Annotated in this window: 18 protein-coding genes, 3 tRNA genes and 1 riboswitch; of the genes, 8 read left to right on the top strand and 13 right to left on the bottom strand. The window is 59.9% G+C overall.

Annotated elements, in window-relative coordinates; genetic code table 11:
- Window positions 1-163: 163 nt before the first annotated feature.
- The 3 genes from AC4CWF_RS11600 to AC4CWF_RS11610 form a co-directional block, all read right to left on the bottom strand.
- Entirely contained in the window at window positions 164-328 is a 165-nt protein-coding gene (locus tag AC4CWF_RS11600; protein ID WP_491281817.1) for a hypothetical protein, read from the bottom strand.
- Between the two features lie 476 nt (window positions 329-804).
- A tRNA-Asp gene (locus AC4CWF_RS11605) sits at window positions 805-881 on the bottom strand.
- Window positions 882-944: 63 nt separating this feature from the next.
- Window positions 945-1021: transfer RNA gene (locus tag AC4CWF_RS11610), tRNA-Asp, on the bottom strand.
- 336 nt (window positions 1022-1357) lie between these two features.
- Between AC4CWF_RS11610 and AC4CWF_RS11615 the strand changes: the two genes are divergently transcribed.
- Window positions 1358-1433, top strand: a tRNA-Val gene (locus tag AC4CWF_RS11615).
- Between the two features lie 294 nt (window positions 1434-1727).
- Window positions 1728-2788 (top strand): IS630 family transposase gene (locus tag AC4CWF_RS11620; RefSeq protein ID WP_491281486.1). Its coding sequence is split into 2 segments (ribosomal slippage): window positions 1728-2220 and window positions 2220-2788, totalling 1062 coding nucleotides; the frame shifts between segments, so codons are not numbered across the junction.
- A gap of 355 nt (window positions 2789-3143) precedes the next feature.
- Here AC4CWF_RS11620 and AC4CWF_RS11625 read toward each other — a convergent pair.
- The 6 genes from AC4CWF_RS11625 to clpP form a co-directional block, all read right to left on the bottom strand.
- Window positions 3144-4175, bottom strand: coding sequence for an NAD-dependent epimerase/dehydratase family protein (locus AC4CWF_RS11625; protein ID WP_491281818.1), 1032 nt, complete (start codon window positions 4173-4175; stop codon window positions 3144-3146).
- Window positions 4176-4294: 119 nt separating this feature from the next.
- Window positions 4295-5206 (bottom strand): DMT family transporter, encoded by a 912-nt coding sequence (locus AC4CWF_RS11630; RefSeq protein WP_491281819.1) that lies wholly within the window; start codon window positions 5204-5206, stop codon window positions 4295-4297.
- A 170-nt stretch (window positions 5207-5376) separates the two neighbouring features.
- Window positions 5377-5534, bottom strand: a riboswitch (FMN riboswitch).
- A gap of 270 nt (window positions 5535-5804) precedes the next feature.
- Window positions 5805-6080 (bottom strand): DNA-binding protein HupB, encoded by a 276-nt coding sequence (gene hupB / locus AC4CWF_RS11635; RefSeq protein ID WP_245365502.1) that lies wholly within the window; start codon window positions 6078-6080, stop codon window positions 5805-5807.
- A 190-nt stretch (window positions 6081-6270) separates the two neighbouring features.
- A complete protein-coding gene (gene lon, locus AC4CWF_RS11640) occupies window positions 6271-8691 on the bottom strand; it encodes an endopeptidase La (RefSeq protein ID WP_491281820.1) in 2421 nt (806 codons plus the stop codon).
- A 361-nt stretch (window positions 8692-9052) separates the two neighbouring features.
- Window positions 9053-10330 (bottom strand): ATP-dependent Clp protease ATP-binding subunit ClpX, encoded by a 1278-nt coding sequence (gene clpX / locus AC4CWF_RS11645; RefSeq protein WP_491281821.1) that lies wholly within the window; start codon window positions 10328-10330, stop codon window positions 9053-9055.
- Window positions 10331-10614: 284 nt separating this feature from the next.
- On the bottom strand, window positions 10615-11247 hold the full coding sequence (gene clpP, locus AC4CWF_RS11650; RefSeq protein WP_491281822.1) for an ATP-dependent Clp endopeptidase proteolytic subunit ClpP: 633 nt from the start codon (window positions 11245-11247) through the stop codon (window positions 10615-10617).
- Window positions 11248-11509: 262 nt separating this feature from the next.
- Here clpP and AC4CWF_RS11655 point away from each other — a divergent pair, with 262 nt between their 5' ends.
- Together AC4CWF_RS11655 and AC4CWF_RS11660 are read left to right on the top strand one after the other, a co-directional pair.
- Entirely contained in the window at window positions 11510-12739 is a 1230-nt protein-coding gene (locus tag AC4CWF_RS11655) for a GGDEF domain-containing protein (protein ID WP_491281823.1), read from the top strand.
- Between the two features lie 69 nt (window positions 12740-12808).
- Window positions 12809-14083 carry a cytochrome P450 gene (locus tag AC4CWF_RS11660; RefSeq protein ID WP_491281824.1) on the top strand — a complete coding sequence of 425 codons (1275 nt, stop codon included), beginning with the start codon at window positions 12809-12811 and terminating at the stop codon, window positions 14081-14083.
- On the opposite strand, the gene AC4CWF_RS11665 is transcribed toward AC4CWF_RS11660, so the two are convergent.
- The 3 genes from AC4CWF_RS11665 to AC4CWF_RS11675 form a co-directional block, all read right to left on the bottom strand.
- Entirely contained in the window at window positions 14080-14424 is a 345-nt protein-coding gene (locus AC4CWF_RS11665) for a cupin domain-containing protein (protein WP_491281825.1), read from the bottom strand. The two genes, AC4CWF_RS11660 and AC4CWF_RS11665, sit on opposite strands and share 4 nt — an antisense overlap.
- A 112-nt stretch (window positions 14425-14536) precedes the next feature.
- Window positions 14537-15172, bottom strand: coding sequence for a flavodoxin family protein (locus AC4CWF_RS11670; protein WP_491281826.1), 636 nt, complete (start codon window positions 15170-15172; stop codon window positions 14537-14539).
- A 106-nt stretch (window positions 15173-15278) separates the two neighbouring features.
- Window positions 15279-16562, bottom strand: coding sequence for an O-acetylhomoserine aminocarboxypropyltransferase (locus AC4CWF_RS11675; protein ID WP_491281827.1), 1284 nt, complete (start codon window positions 16560-16562; stop codon window positions 15279-15281).
- Between the two features lie 264 nt (window positions 16563-16826).
- Here AC4CWF_RS11675 and AC4CWF_RS11680 point away from each other — a divergent pair, with 264 nt between their 5' ends.
- Window positions 16827-17264 carry a DUF6455 family protein gene (locus AC4CWF_RS11680; RefSeq protein ID WP_491281828.1) on the top strand — a complete coding sequence of 146 codons (438 nt, stop codon included), beginning with the start codon at window positions 16827-16829 and terminating at the stop codon, window positions 17262-17264.
- A 14-nt stretch (window positions 17265-17278) separates the two neighbouring features.
- On the opposite strand, the gene AC4CWF_RS11685 is transcribed toward AC4CWF_RS11680, so the two are convergent.
- Window positions 17279-17713 (bottom strand): CoA-binding protein, encoded by a 435-nt coding sequence (locus AC4CWF_RS11685; protein ID WP_491281829.1) that lies wholly within the window; start codon window positions 17711-17713, stop codon window positions 17279-17281.
- An 82-nt stretch (window positions 17714-17795) separates the two neighbouring features.
- On the opposite strand from AC4CWF_RS11685, the gene AC4CWF_RS11690 reads away from it, so the two are divergent.
- From AC4CWF_RS11690 to rpsI, 3 genes are all read left to right on the top strand, one after another.
- Window positions 17796-18149 (top strand): hypothetical protein, encoded by a 354-nt coding sequence (locus AC4CWF_RS11690; RefSeq protein ID WP_491281830.1) that lies wholly within the window; start codon window positions 17796-17798, stop codon window positions 18147-18149.
- 277 nt (window positions 18150-18426) lie between these two features.
- Window positions 18427-18891, top strand: coding sequence for a 50S ribosomal protein L13 (gene rplM, locus AC4CWF_RS11695; RefSeq protein WP_491281831.1), 465 nt, complete (start codon window positions 18427-18429; stop codon window positions 18889-18891).
- A 2-nt stretch (window positions 18892-18893) separates the two neighbouring features.
- On the top strand, window positions 18894-19361 hold the full coding sequence (gene rpsI / locus AC4CWF_RS11700; protein ID WP_491281832.1) for a 30S ribosomal protein S9: 468 nt from the start codon (window positions 18894-18896) through the stop codon (window positions 19359-19361).
- Window positions 19362-19370 lie beyond the last annotated feature (9 nt).

Genomic DNA, 19370 nt, shown 5'->3' on the forward strand with positions numbered 1-19370 from the left:
CCAAGCAGTGCCCGGGCGGCACTTAAGCGAATGCGCGGCAAGCGAACGTGCATTGCAACAAGCCGTGACTAGCGCAGCCAAGAGCCGCGCGCAAGACTTTTGACGGCCACACCTCGAACCAAAACGGGACAAAATGCCGCCACCGAACGGTGTTGATTTAGACTCAACTTCCGGCGCGCCGAACAGCACCCATTTTTACGACGGCGAAAATAAAGTTGATCTTTTTCATCAAGATAGGCCGCAGCAGCTGAGCTGCAACTGATATGCGCGCCGACCGCGGCGACAGCACCCGATCCAAAACCCGCCCGCGGGCGGCGTCAAAGCTCATTTAGGGTCCGGCCACACCGGTTTCAACGCGGTTTGCAATATATTATTAGCTTTTTCTTGAAGACCTGTCTCGACCCTGTCGCGCGAATGGCGCAGACGCCCGGCACCTTCCGGCAACGGTGATCGTCGCGTTAACAGATGGACAACACAGAAAACCGCAAAGACAGGATCACGAGAAAATGACCGGCAGCCGCACCGGCCGGGGACACGCAACACCGGCGCCTCAAGGAGTAACGAACCAATGCGGGACGCCACTTGCGCCGTGCGACACAGCCAGGGGCAGAACAGTCGGCGCGCATCGCGACATGACGCAGCGCAGCAAAATTGTTTTCCACAGCCCTCCCCCCGCCACAAGGGCCGGATGACGCAGCACTGGGAAAGCAAACCGGCAAACGCCTGCCGGAGGCAGAAGACGACGCAATGAAGGGCGCCTTGTGGCGCCACACATTGTAAAAATATTGGAGAAGAAATGAAAAATGGCGCGAGTGACGGGGCTCGAACCCGCGACCTCCGGCGTGACAGGCCGGCACTCTAACCAACTGAGCTACACCCGCGCATTTTTCGTAATGCCTTTCGGCATTCGGCGGCCCGAAGGCCTGTTTCTTTTTTATCAGGAATGGCGCGAGTGACGGGGCTCGAACCCGCGACCTCCGGCGTGACAGGCCGGCACTCTAACCAACTGAGCTACACCCGCTTATTCCTGAGAGAGGAAGAAACTTCCCCGTCGACCGGCGTAACCAGTCGATGAGCGGCTCTCTAAGGGGTTCTCCAAAGGGTGTCAAGCAGGTTTCAAGACAAAACCGTGACGCGGCGAAATTTGTCTGCCCTCCCACCGCGACCACCAACCACTCCTGTGGACGGTTGATCATCACCGTCTGCTCAAATAGCCGGATTCTAAAGGGTTTTGGCTTCTTCTCTTCCGGTCGCGGCAAAAAAAATCAAAAAAACTTCACAAACACTCTTGCGTCTTTTCCGCGATCCGCATAGATCACGGCCACCGACGCAGCGGACACAAACCGCGGGGACGTCAGGGCGATTAGCTCAGTTGGTAGAGCGCCTCGTTTACACCGAGGATGTCGGCGGTTCGAGTCCGTCATCGCCCACCATTTTCCTTTTTTTGAAATTTTGTTCCGGTGGCTGGCGTTTTTACGCGTTGCTTGGGCGCCGCTTGTCCGTGCGCGGAAGCGCGTGCGGCCCCCTCACCCTGCCTCCGCTTTGCTCGGCAGACCTCTCCCCGAGGGGAGAGGGGATCAACCGGCGCTTCGGTATCTCAAGCCTTTCGTGTGTCACAGGATGTGTCGGAGTTGTCCGACAATTTATACCAATCGTCGCTGAGACTGACTCTTGGGATTCCCAAAAGCCGACGAATCTGAATCTCTGTGGCAAACAGGAGGTTTGCGATGGGTTCAGCGCTTTCTTTGCGGTCGGATTTCGACGGGTCCATGCTACGGCGTCTGGCCCGGCAGACGCGCGATGCCGATCAGGCGCGGCGGCTTCTGGCGCTCGCATCGATCTATGACGGTGGTTCACGGGCCGATGCCGCTCGCCTCGGCAGCGTGACAGTTCAGATCGTGCGCGACTGGGTGGTGCGTTTCAATGATCGCGGTCCCGACGGCCTGATCAACGGCAAGGCTCCGGGAAAACCTTCTCTTCTGAACGACGAACAGCGAACGGCCTTGGCGCAAGCCATCGAGCGCGGGCCGACACCTTATCTTGATGGCGTCGTCCGATGGCGTCTGTGTGATCTGGCTCAATGGATTTGGGAAGAGTTCCGCATCTCGGTGAGCGAGGAGACCCTGGGGCGCGAAGTGCGTGCCATGGGGTATCGCAAGCTCTCGGCTCGCCCAAGACATCATGCGCAGGATCCGGAGGCGACCGAGGCATTTAAAAAAACTTCCCCGCCGCTGTGGCAGAAATCACCGCCGGCCCCGCCAAGGGCAAAGTGATCGAAATCTGGTTCCAAGATGAAGCTCGGATAGGCCAGAAGAACAAGATCACCCGCCGCTGGGCCAGGCGGGGATCGAGGCCGTCCGCGCCGCACGACCAGCGAACCCGTTCGGCCTATATCTTCGGTGCCATCTGCCCCAAGCTTGGCAAGGCCGCCGCTCTCGTCATGCCGTGGTGCGACACCCATGCCATGAACCAGCATTTGATCGAGATATCCCGCAACGTCGCGGACGATGGCCATGCCATCCTCATCATGGATCAGGCCGGATGGCACATGTCCAACAATCTCATCGTTCCTGAAAACATCACCATCCTGCCACTACCGCCCAAGTCGCCTGAATTGAACCCTGTCGAAAACATCTGGCAGTTCATGAGGGACAACTGGCTCTCGAACCGCATCTTCAAGACCTACGAGGATATCGTCGACCATTGCTGCTACGCTTGGAGAACCCTGCAAGAGCGCCCATGGAAGATCATGTCGATTGGGAGACGCACATGGGCGCAAGGGTTCTGATCAATGACGGTTGGTATTAGTCCTGTAGTCCTTGCAAGAGAATCGTGAACAGTGCGGCAATTTCCCTTCTCCCCTCGGGGAGAAGGTGCCGGCAGGCGGATGAGGGGGCGGCTGGTGCGACTGTCGGGGTCTGCACGACAAGCATCCCCAACACACACCTCTGGACACCCTGCCTCGCCTCTGGCACAAGCGCGCCAGAACGCGACTGCCGTTATCTTTAGAACGGGGTCGGGCGGCAGATTGACGTCACGCTGCTGCCACGAGGATACGTGGCCGTTCTTTTTCCCTGAAATTTTTGATTCGATTCGACCCGCAGAGCCGCCACCGGCGACCGCTCCATGACGCAATGGCGGCTTTACAGCTGTAAAGCTGCTCGATGTTCGACATACCACTCGACAAAGGCCCGCACGCCCTCTTCCAGGCCGATCTCGGGCTTCTGACCGGTCAGTGCCACCAGAAGGTCCGGACTTGCGTAGGTGCGCGGCACGTCGCCCTGCTGCATGGGCAGCATTTTCTTGGCGGCGGGTTTTCCCATCACCTTTTCAATCGTATCGACAAAATCCATGAGGCCGATCGGCTGGCCGCCGCCGATATTGACGACGCGGAACGGCGCCTGGTGCGAGAGCGTGTCGTCGATGCCTGATGTCGTGACGCGATTTTCTTCTGACGGCACCACATGCGACAGCCCGATGATGCCGGACACGAGGTCGTCGATATAGGTGAAATCGCGACTCATCAGACCTTCGCCGTAAATCTCGATTTCGCTGTCTTCCAGCATCGCCTTGACGAACTTGAACAGCGCCATGTCCGGCCGGCCCCAGGGGCCGTAGACGGTGAAGAATCGGAAGGCGGTCGTCGGCACCTTGTAGAGATGGGAATAGCTGTGCGCCATCAGCTCCATCGCCTTTTTGCTGGCGGCATAAAAGGTCAGCGGCTCATCGGCCTTGTCGCCTTCGCCAAACGGGATCTTTTCATTGGCGCCGTAGACCGATGAGGTGGAGGCGAGCATCAGGTGGCGCACGCCGGCATTCTTGGCCAGTTCCAGCACGTTCCATGATCCGACAAGGTTCGAATCAAGATAGGCCTTGGGATTTTCAAGGCTGTAGCGCACGCCCGCCTGGGCCGCGAGATGGATGATCACCTCCGGCGCCCCGAAATCCGCAGAGGTTTCCAGCGTGCTCTCCAGCAGGCGCTGGTCCTCCAGCATGCCGATGACCGGCCGAAAGGCGGGAAACTGCGAGAGCGCCGCGTGGCGGGCTTCCTTCAGGTGCAGGTTGTAATAGGGAGTCATCCCATCAAAGCCGGTAACGTGGTGCCCCTCCTCCAGAAGACGGCGGGCAAGATGAAAGCCGATGAAGCCCGCGGTTCCGGTGATGAGGTAATGCATGAGGTCACTCCAGTCTGTGGCGGCGGATAGAAAAGCATTCGCCGCCGATATGCAACCGCATCGGTCATCTTATCGATGCCCGACAGGGTGTCAGGCCGACCTGCGCTCAGCGGACAGGTTTATTCCGGCCTGGATCTTTCCCGCTCGCCGCGCGCCTCCTTCAGCATCAGCGTCAGCGAGGCAGACAGGATCAGCAGCGCGCCGATCCACAGCGAGCCGCTGGGCGCATAACCGAAGACAACAAAACCGGCGAGCACGTTGAGCGGCAGCTTCAGATCGTCAAAGGGCTGCACATAGGCCGCATCCGCCGCATTATAGGCAAGGGTGAGCAGATACTGGCCAAAGGCCGTCAGCAAGCCCGCCAGAAGCAGCAGCCAGAAAACCGGGCCGGTCGGCACCACAAAACCTTCCGCCAGCGCCAGGCCCGCATTAATAGGCGTCAGCAGCACCAGCAGCCAGACGGTGACGGTTTCCGCACTCTCATAGCGCGTCAGGTTCTTCATGATGAGCGAGGACCCGCCCCATAAAAGCGCCGAGAGGATGGGCAGGAGCGCTTGCGGCGAAAACTGGTCCGACCACGGCTGCAGGATGATCATCGCGCCACAGAAGCCGGCAAGCGTGGCAAGCCAGCGATGCAGCCCCACCTGTTCGCCGAGAAACAGCCGCGCACCGACGATGACGAAAAACGGCGACGTCATCACAAGGGCAATCGCCTGCCAGATCGGCACCGTGGCAAGCCCCATGATCCAGGCCTGAACACCAAGCGCTGCCAGCACCACGCGCACCGCATGGCGGCCGGGATAGGCCGTGCGCATGGCCGACAATCCAAGGCGCCGCAGCAGCGGCAGAGACAGCACGAGTGCCAGGCCATATTGCCAGAAGGCGATGGAGGCCGGCGCCACGGCAAGACGCATGGAGAGCCACTGCGTGACAACGTTCAACGCGGCAAAGGCAATGCCTGCCGCGACCATAAAGGCGGCGCCAGCAAAGGCCCTTGAGCGGACAAGGGAGGTAAATTTCGACGTGCTCATGCCATTCCTCTTCGAACCTGCTGGAAAACGCCAACAGGGACGGCGAGGACGACAAGGCCATGCGCGCCGCCTCTTCATGAGACAGACGCGCACGTCTTGCGGCCGCCACACCGGCAGATGCCGATGCAACAGCCGGGCACAGCCCAGCGCAAACCGCATGGGCTGGCCTTCCCCGCTCTCTTTCATCCGGACTGTGACCGTCGGCTCCGGCATCTGACCGGATCTGCTGACCCCGCATGGCGACAAGACACCGTGCGGGCGCTCGCGGGCTTGAAGCATCATGCTTCCTACCGCCGGTGGGGAGTTTCACCCCGCCCCGAGAACGTTGCCGTATAACCGGCATTGTCATGGTTAAGCGCCGCAACAGAAGATTGCAAGGTTGCCTATCCTGCGGGCAGACGGGCCGGCGCAAAATCTTGTCCGTTTTCGAAACAGCCGTCGTATAAAAAACTTCGGCCCAGGAACGGAAGAACCGATCCTGGGCCGAGAGGTATTTCAATGCCTGGCGAGGAACTGGCCGTGCGACCGGAACGATCGCGGGCGGGCCTTGCCAAAGAGGCGGCCGGGGCAGACGCCACCGGCGACCGCTGTCGACAGCTTAGCTGTTGACGGCGTCCTTCAGGCCCTTGCCGGCCGAGAACTTGGGAACGTTGCGGGCCGGAATATCGACTTCGGCGCCGGTCGAGGGGTTACGGCCCTTCGAAGCTTCACGGCGGGAGACGGAGAAGCTGCCGAAGCCGGCGAGGCGGATATCGCCACCGTTCTTCAGTTCGCCCTGGACCGTCTCGAACACGGCGTCAACAGCAGAAGCTGCATCAGCCTTGGAAAGACCGGCCTTTTCAGCAACAGCAGTCACCAACTCGTTCTTGTTCATGTTTCCACCCCTTTCAATGGTTTCACACAATGGATCTGACGGGGCGACAACGGAACGCCGACCCCTTCGCAAACCCAAAAGCTCCGCGATCGCCTGAAAAACAAGGGGCTTTAGCGAATTTGCACAAAAAAGGCCGGCGTTTTGCCGGCCTTTTTTTCGTTCTGCAGTGGTTTTGCACAGGTTGGCGCCATCAGTGGGCGACAGCTGCCCCGGTCTCGTCCACCCCGTCCACCGTGGCGATGACAGGCGTTTCCACCGTGCCATCCCATTCGATGGGCTGCGGCTCGCGAACCAGCGCGTGACGAATGACTTCGCCCATGCGCGAGACCGGGATGATTTCCATGTTGTTCTTCACGTTATCCGGAATCTCCGCCAGGTCCTTGGCGTTTTCTTCCGGGATCAGCACCGTCTTGATGTTGCCGCGAAGGGCAGCCAGCAGCTTTTCCTTCAGGCCACCGATGGGCAGCACGCGGCCGCGCAGCGTGATCTCGCCGGTCATCGCGACATCCTTGCGAACAGGAATGCCGGTCATGATCGACACGATGGCGGTTGCCATGGCAACGCCGGCCGACGGTCCATCCTTCGGGGTTGCCCCTTCCGGCACGTGAACGTGGATATCCGACTTGTCGAAGCGTGGCGGCTCAATGCCGAAATCGACAGCGCGCGAGCGGACATAGGATGCCGCTGCCGAAATCGATTCCTTCATCACTTCCTTCAGATTGCCGGTCACCGTCATACGGCCCTTGCCGGGCATCATCACGCCTTCGATGGTCAAAAGCTCGCCGCCAACTTCCGTCCAGGCAAGACCCGTGACAACACCCACCTGATCCTCGCCCTCGGCTTCGCCGTGGCGGAAGCGCGGAACGCCCAGATAGTCGTTGATATTGGTCGCAGTCACCTCGATCGACGTCGACTTGCCCTTGATGATCTCGGTCACCGCCTTGCGGGCGAGCTTCATCAGTTCACGCTCGAAGTTACGCACGCCGGCTTCGCGGGTGTACTGCTGGATGATCACCATCAAGGCCTCGTCCGTCACCGAAAATTCTTCCGGCTTCAGGGCGTGTTCCTTGATCGCCTTCGGCAGCAGGTGACGCTTGGCGATTTCGCGCTTTTCGTCTTCCGTGTAACCGGCGATCCGGATGATTTCCATGCGGTCCATCAGGGGCGCCGGAATGTTGAGCGTGTTGGCCGTGGTGATGAACATCACATCGGACAGGTCGTATTCCACTTCCAGGTAATGGTCCATGAAGGTGGAGTTCTGCGCCGGATCGAGCACTTCGAGCAGTGCAGACGACGGATCGCCACGGAAATCCTGGCCCATCTTGTCGATTTCATCGAGCAGGAAGAGCGGGTTGGATTTCTTCGCCTTCTTCATCGACTGGATGACCTTGCCGGGCATCGAGCCGATATAGGTGCGGCGATGGCCGCGGATTTCGGCTTCGTCCCGCACGCCGCCGAGCGCCACGCGCACATATTCGCGGCCGGTTGCTTTCGCAATCGACTGGGCAAGCGAGGTCTTGCCGACGCCCGGAGGGCCAACGAGGCACAGGATCGGGCCCTTGATCTTGGTGGCGCGGGCCTGCACGGCCAGATATTCGACGATGCGTTCCTTGACCTTGTCGAGACCGAAATGATCCAGTTCGAGGACCTTTTCGGCGCTGTTGAGGTCGGTCTTGATCTTCGACTTCTTCGACCACGGAATGGTCAGCAGCCAATCGAGATAGTTGCGCACGACAGTGGCTTCCGCCGACATCGGGCTCATCTGCTTCAGCTTCTTCAGCTCGGCATCGGCCTTTTCCTTGGCTTCCTTGGAAAGCTTGGTCTTGGCGATGCGGTCTTCCAGCTCGGCCATCTCGTCGCGGCCGTCCTCGCCGTCGCCAAGCTCCTTCTGGATCGCCTTCATCTGCTCGTTCAGGTAATATTCGCGCTGGGTCTTTTCCATCTGGCGCTTGACGCGCGAGCGGATGCGCTTTTCCACCTGCAGAACGGAAATTTCGCCTTCCATGAAGCCGAGCGCCTTTTCAAGGCGCTGCTTGACGCTCACCGTTTCCAGCATTTCCTGCTTTTCGGTGATCTTGATGGAGAGGTGCGAGGCCACCGTATCGGCAAGCTTCGAATAATCCTCGATCTGGCTGGCAGCGCCGACGACTTCAGGAGAAATCTTCTTGTTGAGCTTCACGTAGTTCTCGAATTCCGAGACGACGGAGCGCGACAGGGCTTCCACCTCGACGGCTTCATCCTCGGGTTCTGCGAGAACGTCGGCGTGGGCTTCGTAAAATTCCTCGCGGTCGGTATAGCTGCCGATCTTTGCACGGGCGCGGCCTTCGACCAGCACCTTGACCGTGCCATCGGGCAGCTTCAGCAGCTGAAGAACATTGGCAACCGTGCCAACCGTGTGGATCGCGGACGGTGCCGGATCGTCGTCGCCGGCATTGATCTGGGTGACCAGCATGATCTGCTTGTCGGAACCCATGACTTCTTCCAGCGCGCGAATGGATTTTTCGCGTCCGACGAACAGAGGTACGATCATGTGGGGGAAGACCACAATGTCGCGCAAAGGCAGGACCGGATAGGTATCACCGCCAGGTGCCGCAGACGTTGTATTCGTCATGTCATTTCCTTTCACTCGTCCCGCTTTTACGGGATCTGGCCCAGAAACAAATCTGGACTCATCTTGTCCCTCCAAACGTGGAGGTTTCGAATGGAGTTTTCAAGCCTTGAACATCTGCACAATCGCGACGACGTCCAAGCAATCAACTGTAGAACGGGATGCTTACGCGTAACTGTAGGCTGTCGTGCCGTCTTAAGAGCGGGCCTCGGGTGTCCGGACCATTGACCGGATCTGCAGCGCTACAGGAAAAGAACAGGAGCCACCGGTCCGGGGCTCGCGTTTCCACCTGATCCTGCCGCATCGGCCAGAGCAAGGCGGAGCGGGAAAGGAGATTAATCCCCTTCCCCGGCAATCGTCGTCATCAGGCCGAAACGTTGGCCTTCTCGTCCTGGCGGTCGGCATAGATGTAGAGCGGACGGGCAGTCCCGCGCACCACTTCTTCCGAAATCACCACTTCACGTACGCCTTCGAGCGTCGGCAGTTCAAACATGGTGTCGAGCAGGATCTTTTCCATGATCGAACGCAGGCCGCGTGCGCCGGTCTTGCGGGTGATCGCCTTCTTGGCGATTTCGCGCAGCGCGTCCTCATGGAAGTTCAGTTCCACGTCTTCCATCTCGAACAGGCGCTGGTACTGCTTGACGAGCGCGTTCTTCGGCTCGGACAGGATCTGGATCAGCGCATCCTCATCGAGATCCTCCAGCGTTGCCAGAACCGGCAGACGACCGATGAATTCAGGGATGAGGCCGAACTTGACCAGATCTTCCGGCTCCAGTTCGCGCAGCACTTCGCCAACGCGACGATCATCCTCGGCCTTCACCGTGGCGCCAAAACCGATCGAGGTCTTTTCGCCGCGTGCCGAGATGATCTTGTCGAGGCCGGCAAAAGCGCCGCCGCAGATGAACAGGATGTTGGTCGTATCCACCTGCAGGAATTCCTGCTGCGGATGTTTGCGGCCACCCTGCGGAGGAACGGAGGCAACCGTGCCTTCCATGATCTTCAAAAGCGCCTGCTGCACGCCCTCGCCCGACACGTCACGCGTGATGGACGGGTTGTCGGACTTGCGCGAGATCTTGTCGACTTCGTCGATATAGACGATGCCGCGCTGCGCCCGCTCGACATTGTAGTCGGCAGCCTGCAGGAGCTTCAGGATGATGTTTTCCACGTCCTCGCCGACATAACCGGCTTCTGTGAGCGTGGTCGCATCGGCCATGGTGAAGGGAACGTCGATGATGCGGGCCAGCGTCTGGGCAAGATAGGTCTTGCCGCAGCCGGTGGGGCCGACGAGCATGATGTTCGACTTCGCCAGTTCCACGTCGCCGTTCTTGGAGGCGTGGGCGAGGCGCTTGTAATGGTTGTGGACAGCAACCGACAGGATCTTCTTGGCCTGTCGCTGGCCGATCACATATTCATCGAGAACCTTGATGATATCCTGCGGCGTGGGAACGCCGTCGCGGGACTTCACCATGGAGGTCTTGTTCTCTTCGCGGATGATGTCCATGCACAATTCGACGCATTCATCGCAGATGAACACAGTCGGTCCGGCAATCAGCTTGCGGACTTCGTGCTGGCTCTTGCCGCAGAACGAACAATACAACGTATTCTTGGAGTCGCCGCCGTTGCTGCCGCTGACTTTGCTCATATCACTTCCCTTCCAGCACACCGCTCGCCCGTCATCGGGGCGCGGACACTTCTTTCGCCGGCTGGCAGGCTTCCGCCGGAAGACCTGCCTGCTTCGCTCTTGAGGGTACTCTGCCGGTTGGGAACCAGAATGTCCCCGGCCCGGCGGCAACGAACCCCTTCCAGACCGATGCTATGTCATAAGAGTTCAACACAGCATTAATATCAACTCTTAGCGCTTTCCTCGCGAGATAAAACCCCTGTTTTCGGTCACAACGGGGTGAAGCTTCGCGCGGCATGCCCGCCTCAGGCGGCGGGAGCGCCTTCCAGTTCAAGCCTGGAGGTCAGGATCTTGTCGACCACGCCCCAGTTCAGAGCTTCCTCACTGTCCATGAAGTGGTCACGATCGAGGGTTTTTTCAATCTCCTCGTACGTGCGGCCGGTATGCTTCACGTAAACGTCGTTCAGACGTTTTTTCATCTTCAATATGTCACGAGCGTGGCGTTCGATATCCGAGGCCTGGCCCTGGAAACCGCCCGACGGCTGGTGAACCATGATGCGCGAGTTCGGCATGGCAAAACGCATGCCCTTTTCGCCGGCTGCCAGGAGCAGCGAGCCCATGGACGCAGCCTGGCCGATGCACAGCGTCGACACGGCCGGACGGATGAACTGCATGGTGTCGTAGATCGACATGCCGGCCGTCACAACGCCGCCCGGCGAATTGATGTAAAGCGCGATTTCCTTCTTCGGGTTTTCCGATTCGAGAAACAGAAGCTGCGCGCAGACCAGCGAAGCCATGTGATCTTCCACAGGCCCCGTCAGGAAAATGATCCGCTCCTTCAGGAGGCGCGAATAGATGTCATAGGAGCGCTCGCCGCGATTGGTCTGCTCCACGACCATCGGCACCAGAGCCATGGCGGTATCAACGGGATTTCTCATGTTGTTCCTTTGTTTCATCGGGCGCCCGACGGCGTTGCCGCGCCAGGAATCGTCTACACTTGCTCAACTCCCTACATAGAGTGTGCAAGGGCCGCACTTCAAGACGCGCTAGCGGATATCCTTAATCCCTCCCCGACGAAGCTAACAATTCGAAAATGCCCCGACCCGACCTTTTTTGATACAAGGGCTTCTTAATTGATAGCCGATTATGTTACCCAAGGAGAAGTTCGCGCAGGGGTTTTACTTGGATATCAAAACGGCAATGCTACTCTGGGCAGTGGAATCCCTCACGCTTTCAGTATTGCTGATTGCGATGTGGCTCCATGACCGTGCACAGAAAGTGGTTCTCGCCTGGGCTCTTGGGTTTGCGGCGCATGGTATTGGCATCGCACTTGTCGGCGCCCGCGGACTGGTGCCGGACATACTGTCGATCATGGTGGGAAACCAGCTTATGCTGCTCGGCATTATCTGCTGGTGCGCTGGCATGCGTCTTTATGATGGTAAAAAACTGCACGCCTTGCTTCTGGCGCCTGTCATCATCTGGCTTTCTGCCATGCAATGGCCTCTGTTCAACGCACAATTCTGGACGCGCGTGCTGGTTTTCCAGATGTGTGGTGCTCTATGTTATATCATGCTCGCATACCTGATGCTGCGGGGCGCACCACAGCCGCGCGGCCCGCGCCGCGTTTTTGCCGGCGTCTGCGCGCTCCAAGCGACGACCATGTCCCTGACCGCGCTGTCCAGCCCCATCGTGCGGCCGCAGAATTTCAGCGAGTTGCCGAACCTGACGCTCTATACGGTGATCGGCATATTTTGTCTTGTTTCGGGAATCCTCCTCGGGGCGCGGCTGCTGATGGTGCGCGGCGAGGAAAGGTTGCGACAGCTTGTCATCTCCGATCCGCTGACGGGCGTCCTCAACCGGCGCGGCTTTCTGGAACAGTTCGAGACCATGCGCAGCCACCCTCCGGCGGGCAAGCTGATGCTGGCGCTCGCCGTCTTCGATCTCGACCATTTCAAAGACATCAACGACCGCTTCGGCCATACCTGTGGTGATGCGGTTCTGGTGACCTTCTGCCGGGCAGCCCAGCAGTGCATCGGCACCCGCGGCACATTCGGGCGTATCGGTGGCGAGGAGTTTGCCGGCCTCCTGCACGTGGCTAGCGCCGAGGAGGCCGTGCAGATCACCGAATCGGTGCGACTTGCGCTGATGCGCCAGGCCATCGAGACAGGCGGCATCGAGCCTGTGGTCACGGCAACGGTCAGCGCCGGCATCATGCTTGCACCTGTGATGTCGGCCGGCATAGACCATATGCTGTCGGTGGCGGATCGGGCGCTTTATGCCGCAAAAAGTGCCGGCCGCAATGCCACGGTACTGGACGACGGGATGACCATCACGGTGATCGGGGCAACGGACACGCGCCAGGTGCAGGACACGTTTGTCGATACGGGCCAGACCGTGACGGCCTTCCCGCCCCAGACGCTGTCAGCCTGACGCATAGGCGGCGATTTTTTCCAAAAGGCCCAATTCCGGTTTCCGGGATTTTGCAGTAGACCGCGTGGCATGACCGAGATTTTCCCTTCCCCCGCGCCCTTCGCCCCGGATGTCCTGAAGCTTGATGCAGCCGCGCGCCGGGTGCGCCTTGACGGGCGAAACCCCGCCTTCTTTTCGCAGCCGAACGCCATTTACGCAACACTTCATGCGGAGTGTCCGACCTTCTACTGGGAAGACCAGCGGCAGTGGTTCTTTACCGGCTACGACCACGTCAATGCGTTGTTGCGCGATCGCCGTTTTGGCCGGCAGATCCTGCATATCGCCAGCCGCGAAGAGCTGGGCCTGCCGGAGCCTTCCGCCCACACGCAAAATTTCGATCTGGCCGAGCGCCATTCGCTGCTGGAGATCGAGCCGCCCGAACATACGCGGCTGCGCACGCTGGTTAATCGCGCCTTCGTCTCGCGCCATGTGGACAAGATGAGCGGCGAGATCGAGGTTCTGGCCAACCGGCTGATCGACGGTTTTGAGGCGGATGGCGAGACGGAACTGCTGTCGCGTTTTGCCGACATCATTCCCGTCACCATGATTGCCCGCATGATCGGCATTCCCGAAGAGATGGGGCCGCAGCTTCTGAAGTGGAGCCATGACTATGTCGGCATGTACATGTTCAAGCGTTCCCGCGCCGACGAGGAGGCCGCCGACCGCTCGGCAAAGGAATTTGCCGACTACGTGAAGACGGTGATTGCCGAGCGGCGGGAAAACCCGCGCGACGACCTCTTGAGCCACATGATCCACACCGAACACAAGGGCCAGTATTTAACCGACGACGAGCTGGTCTCTACCACTATCGTGCTCTTGAACGCCGGCCATGAGGCAACCGTTCACCAGATCGGCAATTCCGTGCGGGTGATTCTGGAGAGCGGGCTCGATCCGGCCGTGATGTTTGCCGATGCCAAGGCGACCGAGCGCACTGTGGAGGAAACGCTGCGCATCTGCGCGCCCGTCCACATCTTTCAGCGCTGGGCTCTGGAGGATGTCGAGGTGGATGGCGTCAGCCTGAAACGCGGCGACAAGGTGAGCCTCATCCTTGCCGCGGCCAATCTCGATCCGAAGAAATTTTCCGATCCGCTCACCTTCAAGCCGGACCGAAACGAGGGCGCCAACCTCTCCTTCGGCGCCGGCATCCATTTTTGCATCGGCGCGCCGCTGGCAAGGCTCGAACTCAACATCGCACTGCCGCTTCTCTTCAAGCGGTTAGCCGGGCTTCGCATCGCGCGTCCGCCGGTGGTGAAGGACGTCTATCATTTCCACGGGCTGGAACGGCTGGATCTGGCCTGGGGCTAAAGCCGGATGACGTAATCCTTGCGAGTCGTTTCAAGGACTTCCCAGCTTCCCGTGAAGCCGGGCCTGAGGATCATGCGGTCACCGGCTTTCAGGTGATGTTGCGTGCCGTCCTCTTCCGTCACGATGGAATAACCTTCGAGAATGGAAAAATATTCCCATTCGTCATAGGCGATACGCCACTTGCCGAGCGTTGCTTCCCAGACGCCCGCATAGATGCCGCCCTCGGCCTCCTCGACGCTCCAGGTGCGAAATTTCGGGGTGCCGGAGATGACCCGGTCGGGTGCGGGGGCGCCGTCTTCCGGTTCGATGGCCGAAAGATCGAAAGCAAGCGCGTGGAACATCGCAGTCTCCTCATGTCGGCCGGGCAAATCACGGCGCTTGTCGGTGAAGGGCCGGGCGTCTCAAAACGCCCCTGCCCGCTCTTGTGCCTCAGCGGAGGCTTTGCAGCCAAGATTATTTTTCTCCGGGATACTGGTTGTCTTTCAAGAGTGCGGCGAGATGCACCGTATTGCGCGCCAGCATGTCTACCGCCGTCACCACGACGTCCGGCACCTCCTCCAGATCGACGAAATTGGTGCTGCCCATCGCTTCCCCGACCCAATAGGCAACTGCGTTGGCGGGAATGGTAAAACCGACATCGCTCAGCGCCTGGTAAAGCTCCGCAGACACGTGATGGGCGCCGTCTTCATTGCCGACCACGGCAACCGCTGCCACGCGCCCGTAGGACACCATACGGCCGGCATCATCGGTTTCCGACAGGAAGGCATCCATCCGCTCCAGCGCGCGCTTCACCACGCTGGACGGCTGCCCCATCCAGATCGGCGAGCCGAGCACAAGGATATCGGCATTCAGTACCATACGGCGGATCGCGGGCCAATCATCGCCGGCGCCCTCGTCGGATGAAACGCCCGGCAGGATATTGTGGTCGGCAAGACGGATCGTTTCGGTCTGAACGCCCTCTTTTGCCATCGCCTCGGCAATCAGGCCCAGCATGCGATCGGTGGAAGACGGGTCGCCGCCGCTGCGTTTCAGGGTGGCATTGAGGGCAACAGCCTTCAATGCCGTTTTTGTGTCCGTCTGCGGGGCCATGAACATCTCCTCGTATCGCGCGCTTTAAAGCGTCGGTTGGGCAAAGGGTGGAGACTGCCCAACCCGATACGAGGTGCCGTTGTTCCGCAAGACCCACGCCGGCGGATCAGACCTTGGCCAGCGACTGCTCGAGGTCGGCGATGATATCGGCGATATCTTCGATGCCGACGGAGAGGCGCACGACATCCGGCCCGGCACCGGCGGCCACCTGCTGCTCGGCCGTCAGCTGGCGGTGCGTGGTGGAGGCCGGGTGGATGACCAGCGAGCGCGTATCGCCGATATTGGCCAGATGCGAAAAGAGCTTCAGCCCTTCGACAAAATTCTTGCCGGCCTCATAACCGCCTTTCAGGCCGAAGGTGAACACGGCACCGGCGCCTTTTGGTGAATAACGGGTCTGAAGCTCATGGTTCGGATCGTCGGCCAAACCGGCGTAATTGACCCAGGACACCTTGTCATGACCCTTCAGCCATTCTGCCACCGCTGCCGCATTGTCGCAGTGGCGCTGCATGCGAAGCGGCAGCGTTTCGATGCCGGTCAAAATCATGAAGGCGTTGAACGGCGAGATCGCCGGCCCGAGATCGCGAAGGCCGAGCACGCGGGCGGCAATGGCAAAGGCGAAATTGCCAAACGTCTGGTGCAGCACGAGGCCGGCATATTCCGGACGCGGTTCCGACAGCATGGGATAACGCCCCGACGCCGACCAATCGAACGTGCCGCCGTCAACCAGAATGCCACCCATGGAATTGCCGTGGCCGCCTAAAAACTTGGTCAGCGAATGGATGACAATATCGGCGCCATGTTCGAGCGGGCGCAGCAGATAAGGGCTTGCCATCGTGTTGTCGACGATGAGCGGCAGGCCATGGGCCTGCGCCACCTCGGCAATGGCTGCGATATCGACAAAGGTGCCGCCGGGATTGGCCAGGCTTTCGATGAAGATGGCTTGCGTGTTCTCATCCACATGCGCGGCAAAACCTGCCGGATCTGCCGGATCGGCCCAGCGAACCTCCCAGCCAAAATTCTTGAAGGCATGGCCGAACTGGTTGATCGAGCCGCCGTAAAGCCGCTTGGCGGCGACGAAATTGGCGCCCGGTTTCATGATCGTGTGGAAAACCAGCATCTGCGCCGCGTGGCCAGACGCAACGGCAAGCGCTGCCGTTCCACCTTCAAGCGCTGCCACCTTCTCTTCCAGCACCGCCTGCGTCGGGTTCATGATGCGGGTGTAGATATTGCCGAATTCCTTCAGGCCAAACAGGGCGGCGGCATGATCGGCATCGTTGAAGACAAAGGACGACGTCTGGTAGATGGGCGTGGCGCGGGCACCGATTGCCGGATCGGGCTTGGCGCCCGCATGGATGGCGAGTGTGGAAAAGCCCGGATGTTTCGTGGTCATGTCTGTCCTCCCGAAAATTCTTGATGCCTGCTCCATTGGTCAAAGGCCGGCAGGTCAGGCGGGACTATAACCCGCACCCTGCGGTGGCAACAGCCTCTGGAACAGCCAAGTCGCGGCTTGGCAAAGAAGGATTTTGCGGCAAGCGGGCATCGGTTGAAAAAACAGCTTCGACTTTCGCTGTTCCCGTCCCAAAAGCTTGATCCGGATCAATGCGGCGATGCCAATCCGTTTTCATCCTGTTTTCCAGCTGAAGGGAGAACGGCCATGAAAGCCTTGACGACGGCCTCGACACAGACATCTGCGGGATTTGCCGCCCGCCTCGCCCATCTTTACGGCAATATCCGCAACTGCTTTTCGAGCGATGACGAATTTCAAAGGCTCGACCGCGATCTTCAGCGGCAGACGGCACTGGATCTCGGCATGGCACCGGAGCGGCTCGCCGCCATCAGCCGCAAGGGCGAACACGGCGCTGACGAGATGGAGGCGCTGATGCATGCGCTGCACATCGATCCGGTGGAAGTGCGCCTGCTGCAACCGACAGTCTACCGCGACATGCAGGCCAGTTGCGCGCTCTGCGCATCGAAAGAGACCTGCCGGCACGATCTTCGCGAGGGCACGGCCGCCACGCACTTTGCCGGTTATTGCAACAATGCCGCCCCCATGAACGGCCTGCGCGCCGAGCCGGACCTGCTGGAAGATTGAAAAACCTTCGGCTCTCAGAGATGGCTGCGTAGCCGCGGATATTCCATCGCCGGGCACCGGTTCATCACAACCCGGATGCCGGCAGCCTCCGCCTTTGCCGCGGCCGCATCGTCGCGCACGCCAAGCTGCATCCAGACAACCTTCGGCAGTTTGTCCAGTGCCAGCACCTCGTCGACGAGAGCCCCGACATGGGCCGAGGCCCTGAAGACATCGACCATGTCGATCGGTTCGGCAATGTCGGCGAGATGCGCAATCACGGTCTGGCCGAGGATGACCTTGCCCGCCTGCCCCGGATTGACGGGGATGACGCGGTAGCCCTTCGCCAGCAGAAAAGCGGAGACACCGTGGCTGGGCCGCGAGGAATTGATGGACGCGCCGACCACGGCCACCGTCTTCACAGTCTTCAGGATGTCGGCCAGATAACCGTCGTCATACTGATCATGGTTCATCGTATTTCCTCCCGGCGCAACACTTGGCCGTCAACGGAGTGTGCGCTAGTTACGTTCCCGGAGCTTTAAAAGGGAACAGACAATGCGAAAGATTCTTGCCCCTGCGACCCTCGCCTTGCTGGGTGTCAGCCTCCTCACCGGGACACAGGCGCAGGCGATTTCGCGCTACAATTCCACGGGCATGTCCTGCGCGGCCGTGCAGGATGCGATTTCCCGCGAGGGGGCCGCCATCCTGCGTTATCCCGGCCGCACCGGCGTTACCCTCTATGACCGTTACGTTGCCTCCGGCCGCCTTTGCGCATCCGGCGAATTTGCCAAGGCCTCCAGCGTGCCGACGAAGGATTTGCGCAATTGCCCGGTGCGGCACTGCGAGCGCCGCCCGGACCCGGAGGATTGCCATAACTTCCTCGAGCCCGGCTGTTTCGGCCTCGATTGAAGCGTTTTCGGCACGGGAAAGACCGTCCAGGGTGGCGATATTTTGTGGTATCATGATACCACACTCTTAAACCATTGAATTACATGAGGAATATTTCAGACCCTGCCAATAGTCCTTCTTGACGCTTGCCGGCGCCATCCGTATAAGCCGCGCCAGGAAGCGGATCCTCTTATGGATGCGCAGCCTTGGGCGTGAAAACGCCTTTTCCAAACAAGCAACAAGAAACGCCTGGGGCTGGGGCTTGCTCCGCCCGGGATTATCGAGAAGAGAGCAACATATGTCTACCTTCGTTCAGAAGCCCGCTGAGGTGGAGAAGAAGTGGGTGCTGATCGACGCCGAAGGTCTCGTCGTCGGACGCCTCGCTACCATCATTGCTACCCGCCTGCGCGGCAAGCACAAGGCCACCTACACCCCCCACGTTGACGACGGCGACAATGTCATCGTCATCAATGCCGACAAGGTGGTTTTCACCGGCAACAAGTACAACGACAAGAAGTACTACTGGCACACCGGTTATCCGGGTGGCATCAAGGAGCGCACCGCGCGCGCCATCATCGAAGGTCGTTTTCCGGAACGCGTCGTTGAAAAGGCTGTCGAGCGCATGATCCCGCGCGGCCCGCTCGGTCGTCGCCAGATGAAGAACCTGCGCGTTTACGCCGGCTCGAACCATCCCCATGAAGCACAGCAGCCCGTCTCGCTTGACGTCGCCTCGCTGAACAGCAAGAACGTAAGGAGCGCCTGATCATGGCCGATCTCTCCTCCCTGAAGGATCTCGCTTCGGCGACCGAATCCCAGGCTCCGGTTCACGTCCGCAAGGTCGATGCACAGGGCCGCTCCTACGCAACCGGCAAGCGTAAGAACGCCGTTGCCCGCGTATGGGTCAAGCCGGGCTCCGGCAAGATCATCGTCAACGGCAAGGAATTTGCGGAATATTTCGCACGTCCGGTTCTGCAGATGATCCTGCAGCAGCCGCTCGTTGCCGCTGCCCGCACCGGCCAGTTCGACATCATCGCAACGGTTGCCGGTGGCGGTCTTTCCGGCCAGGCCGGTGCCGTTCGTCACGGTGTTTCCAAGGCCCTCACCTACTTCGAGCCGGGCCTGCGCCCTGTTCTGAAGAAGGGTGGCTTCCTGACCCGCGACAGCCGCGTTGTCGAACGTAAGAAGTACGGCAAGGCGAAAGCCCGTCGTTCGTTCCAGTTCTCCAAGCGTTAATCGCTCGGA

Source organism: Neorhizobium sp. PAMB6630 (genome assembly GCF_058242775.1).

What these genes read in the sequence shown, in the direction of transcription:
- AC4CWF_RS11600 (WP_491281817.1), bottom strand. Translation starts at nt 328, where the DNA reads ATGAGCTTTGACGCCGCCCGCGGGCGGGTTTTGGATCGGGTGCTGTCG.
- AC4CWF_RS11625 (WP_491281818.1), bottom strand. Translation starts at nt 4,175, where the DNA reads ATGCATTACCTCATCACCGGAACCGCGGGCTTCATCGGCTTTCATCTT.
- AC4CWF_RS11630 (WP_491281819.1), bottom strand. Translation starts at nt 5,206, where the DNA reads ATGAGCACGTCGAAATTTACCTCCCTTGTCCGCTCAAGGGCCTTTGCT.
- hupB (WP_245365502.1), bottom strand. Translation starts at nt 6,080, where the DNA reads ATGAACAAGAACGAGTTGGTGACTGCTGTTGCTGAAAAGGCCGGTCTT.
- lon (WP_491281820.1), bottom strand. Translation starts at nt 8,691, where the DNA reads ATGACGAATACAACGTCTGCGGCACCTGGCGGTGATACCTATCCGGTC.
- clpX (WP_491281821.1), bottom strand. Translation starts at nt 10,330, where the DNA reads ATGAGCAAAGTCAGCGGCAGCAACGGCGGCGACTCCAAGAATACGTTG.
- clpP (WP_491281822.1), bottom strand. Translation starts at nt 11,247, where the DNA reads ATGAGAAATCCCGTTGATACCGCCATGGCTCTGGTGCCGATGGTCGTG.
- AC4CWF_RS11655 (WP_491281823.1), top strand. Translation starts at nt 11,510, where the DNA reads ATGCTACTCTGGGCAGTGGAATCCCTCACGCTTTCAGTATTGCTGATT.
- AC4CWF_RS11660 (WP_491281824.1), top strand. Translation starts at nt 12,809, where the DNA reads ATGACCGAGATTTTCCCTTCCCCCGCGCCCTTCGCCCCGGATGTCCTG.
- AC4CWF_RS11665 (WP_491281825.1), bottom strand. Translation starts at nt 14,424, where the DNA reads ATGTTCCACGCGCTTGCTTTCGATCTTTCGGCCATCGAACCGGAAGAC.
- AC4CWF_RS11670 (WP_491281826.1), bottom strand. Translation starts at nt 15,172, where the DNA reads ATGGCCCCGCAGACGGACACAAAAACGGCATTGAAGGCTGTTGCCCTC.
- AC4CWF_RS11675 (WP_491281827.1), bottom strand. Translation starts at nt 16,562, where the DNA reads ATGACCACGAAACATCCGGGCTTTTCCACACTCGCCATCCATGCGGGC.
- AC4CWF_RS11680 (WP_491281828.1), top strand. Translation starts at nt 16,827, where the DNA reads ATGAAAGCCTTGACGACGGCCTCGACACAGACATCTGCGGGATTTGCC.
- AC4CWF_RS11685 (WP_491281829.1), bottom strand. Translation starts at nt 17,713, where the DNA reads ATGAACCATGATCAGTATGACGACGGTTATCTGGCCGACATCCTGAAG.
- AC4CWF_RS11690 (WP_491281830.1), top strand. Translation starts at nt 17,796, where the DNA reads ATGCGAAAGATTCTTGCCCCTGCGACCCTCGCCTTGCTGGGTGTCAGC.
- rplM (WP_491281831.1), top strand. Translation starts at nt 18,427, where the DNA reads ATGTCTACCTTCGTTCAGAAGCCCGCTGAGGTGGAGAAGAAGTGGGTG.
- rpsI (WP_491281832.1), top strand. Translation starts at nt 18,894, where the DNA reads ATGGCCGATCTCTCCTCCCTGAAGGATCTCGCTTCGGCGACCGAATCC.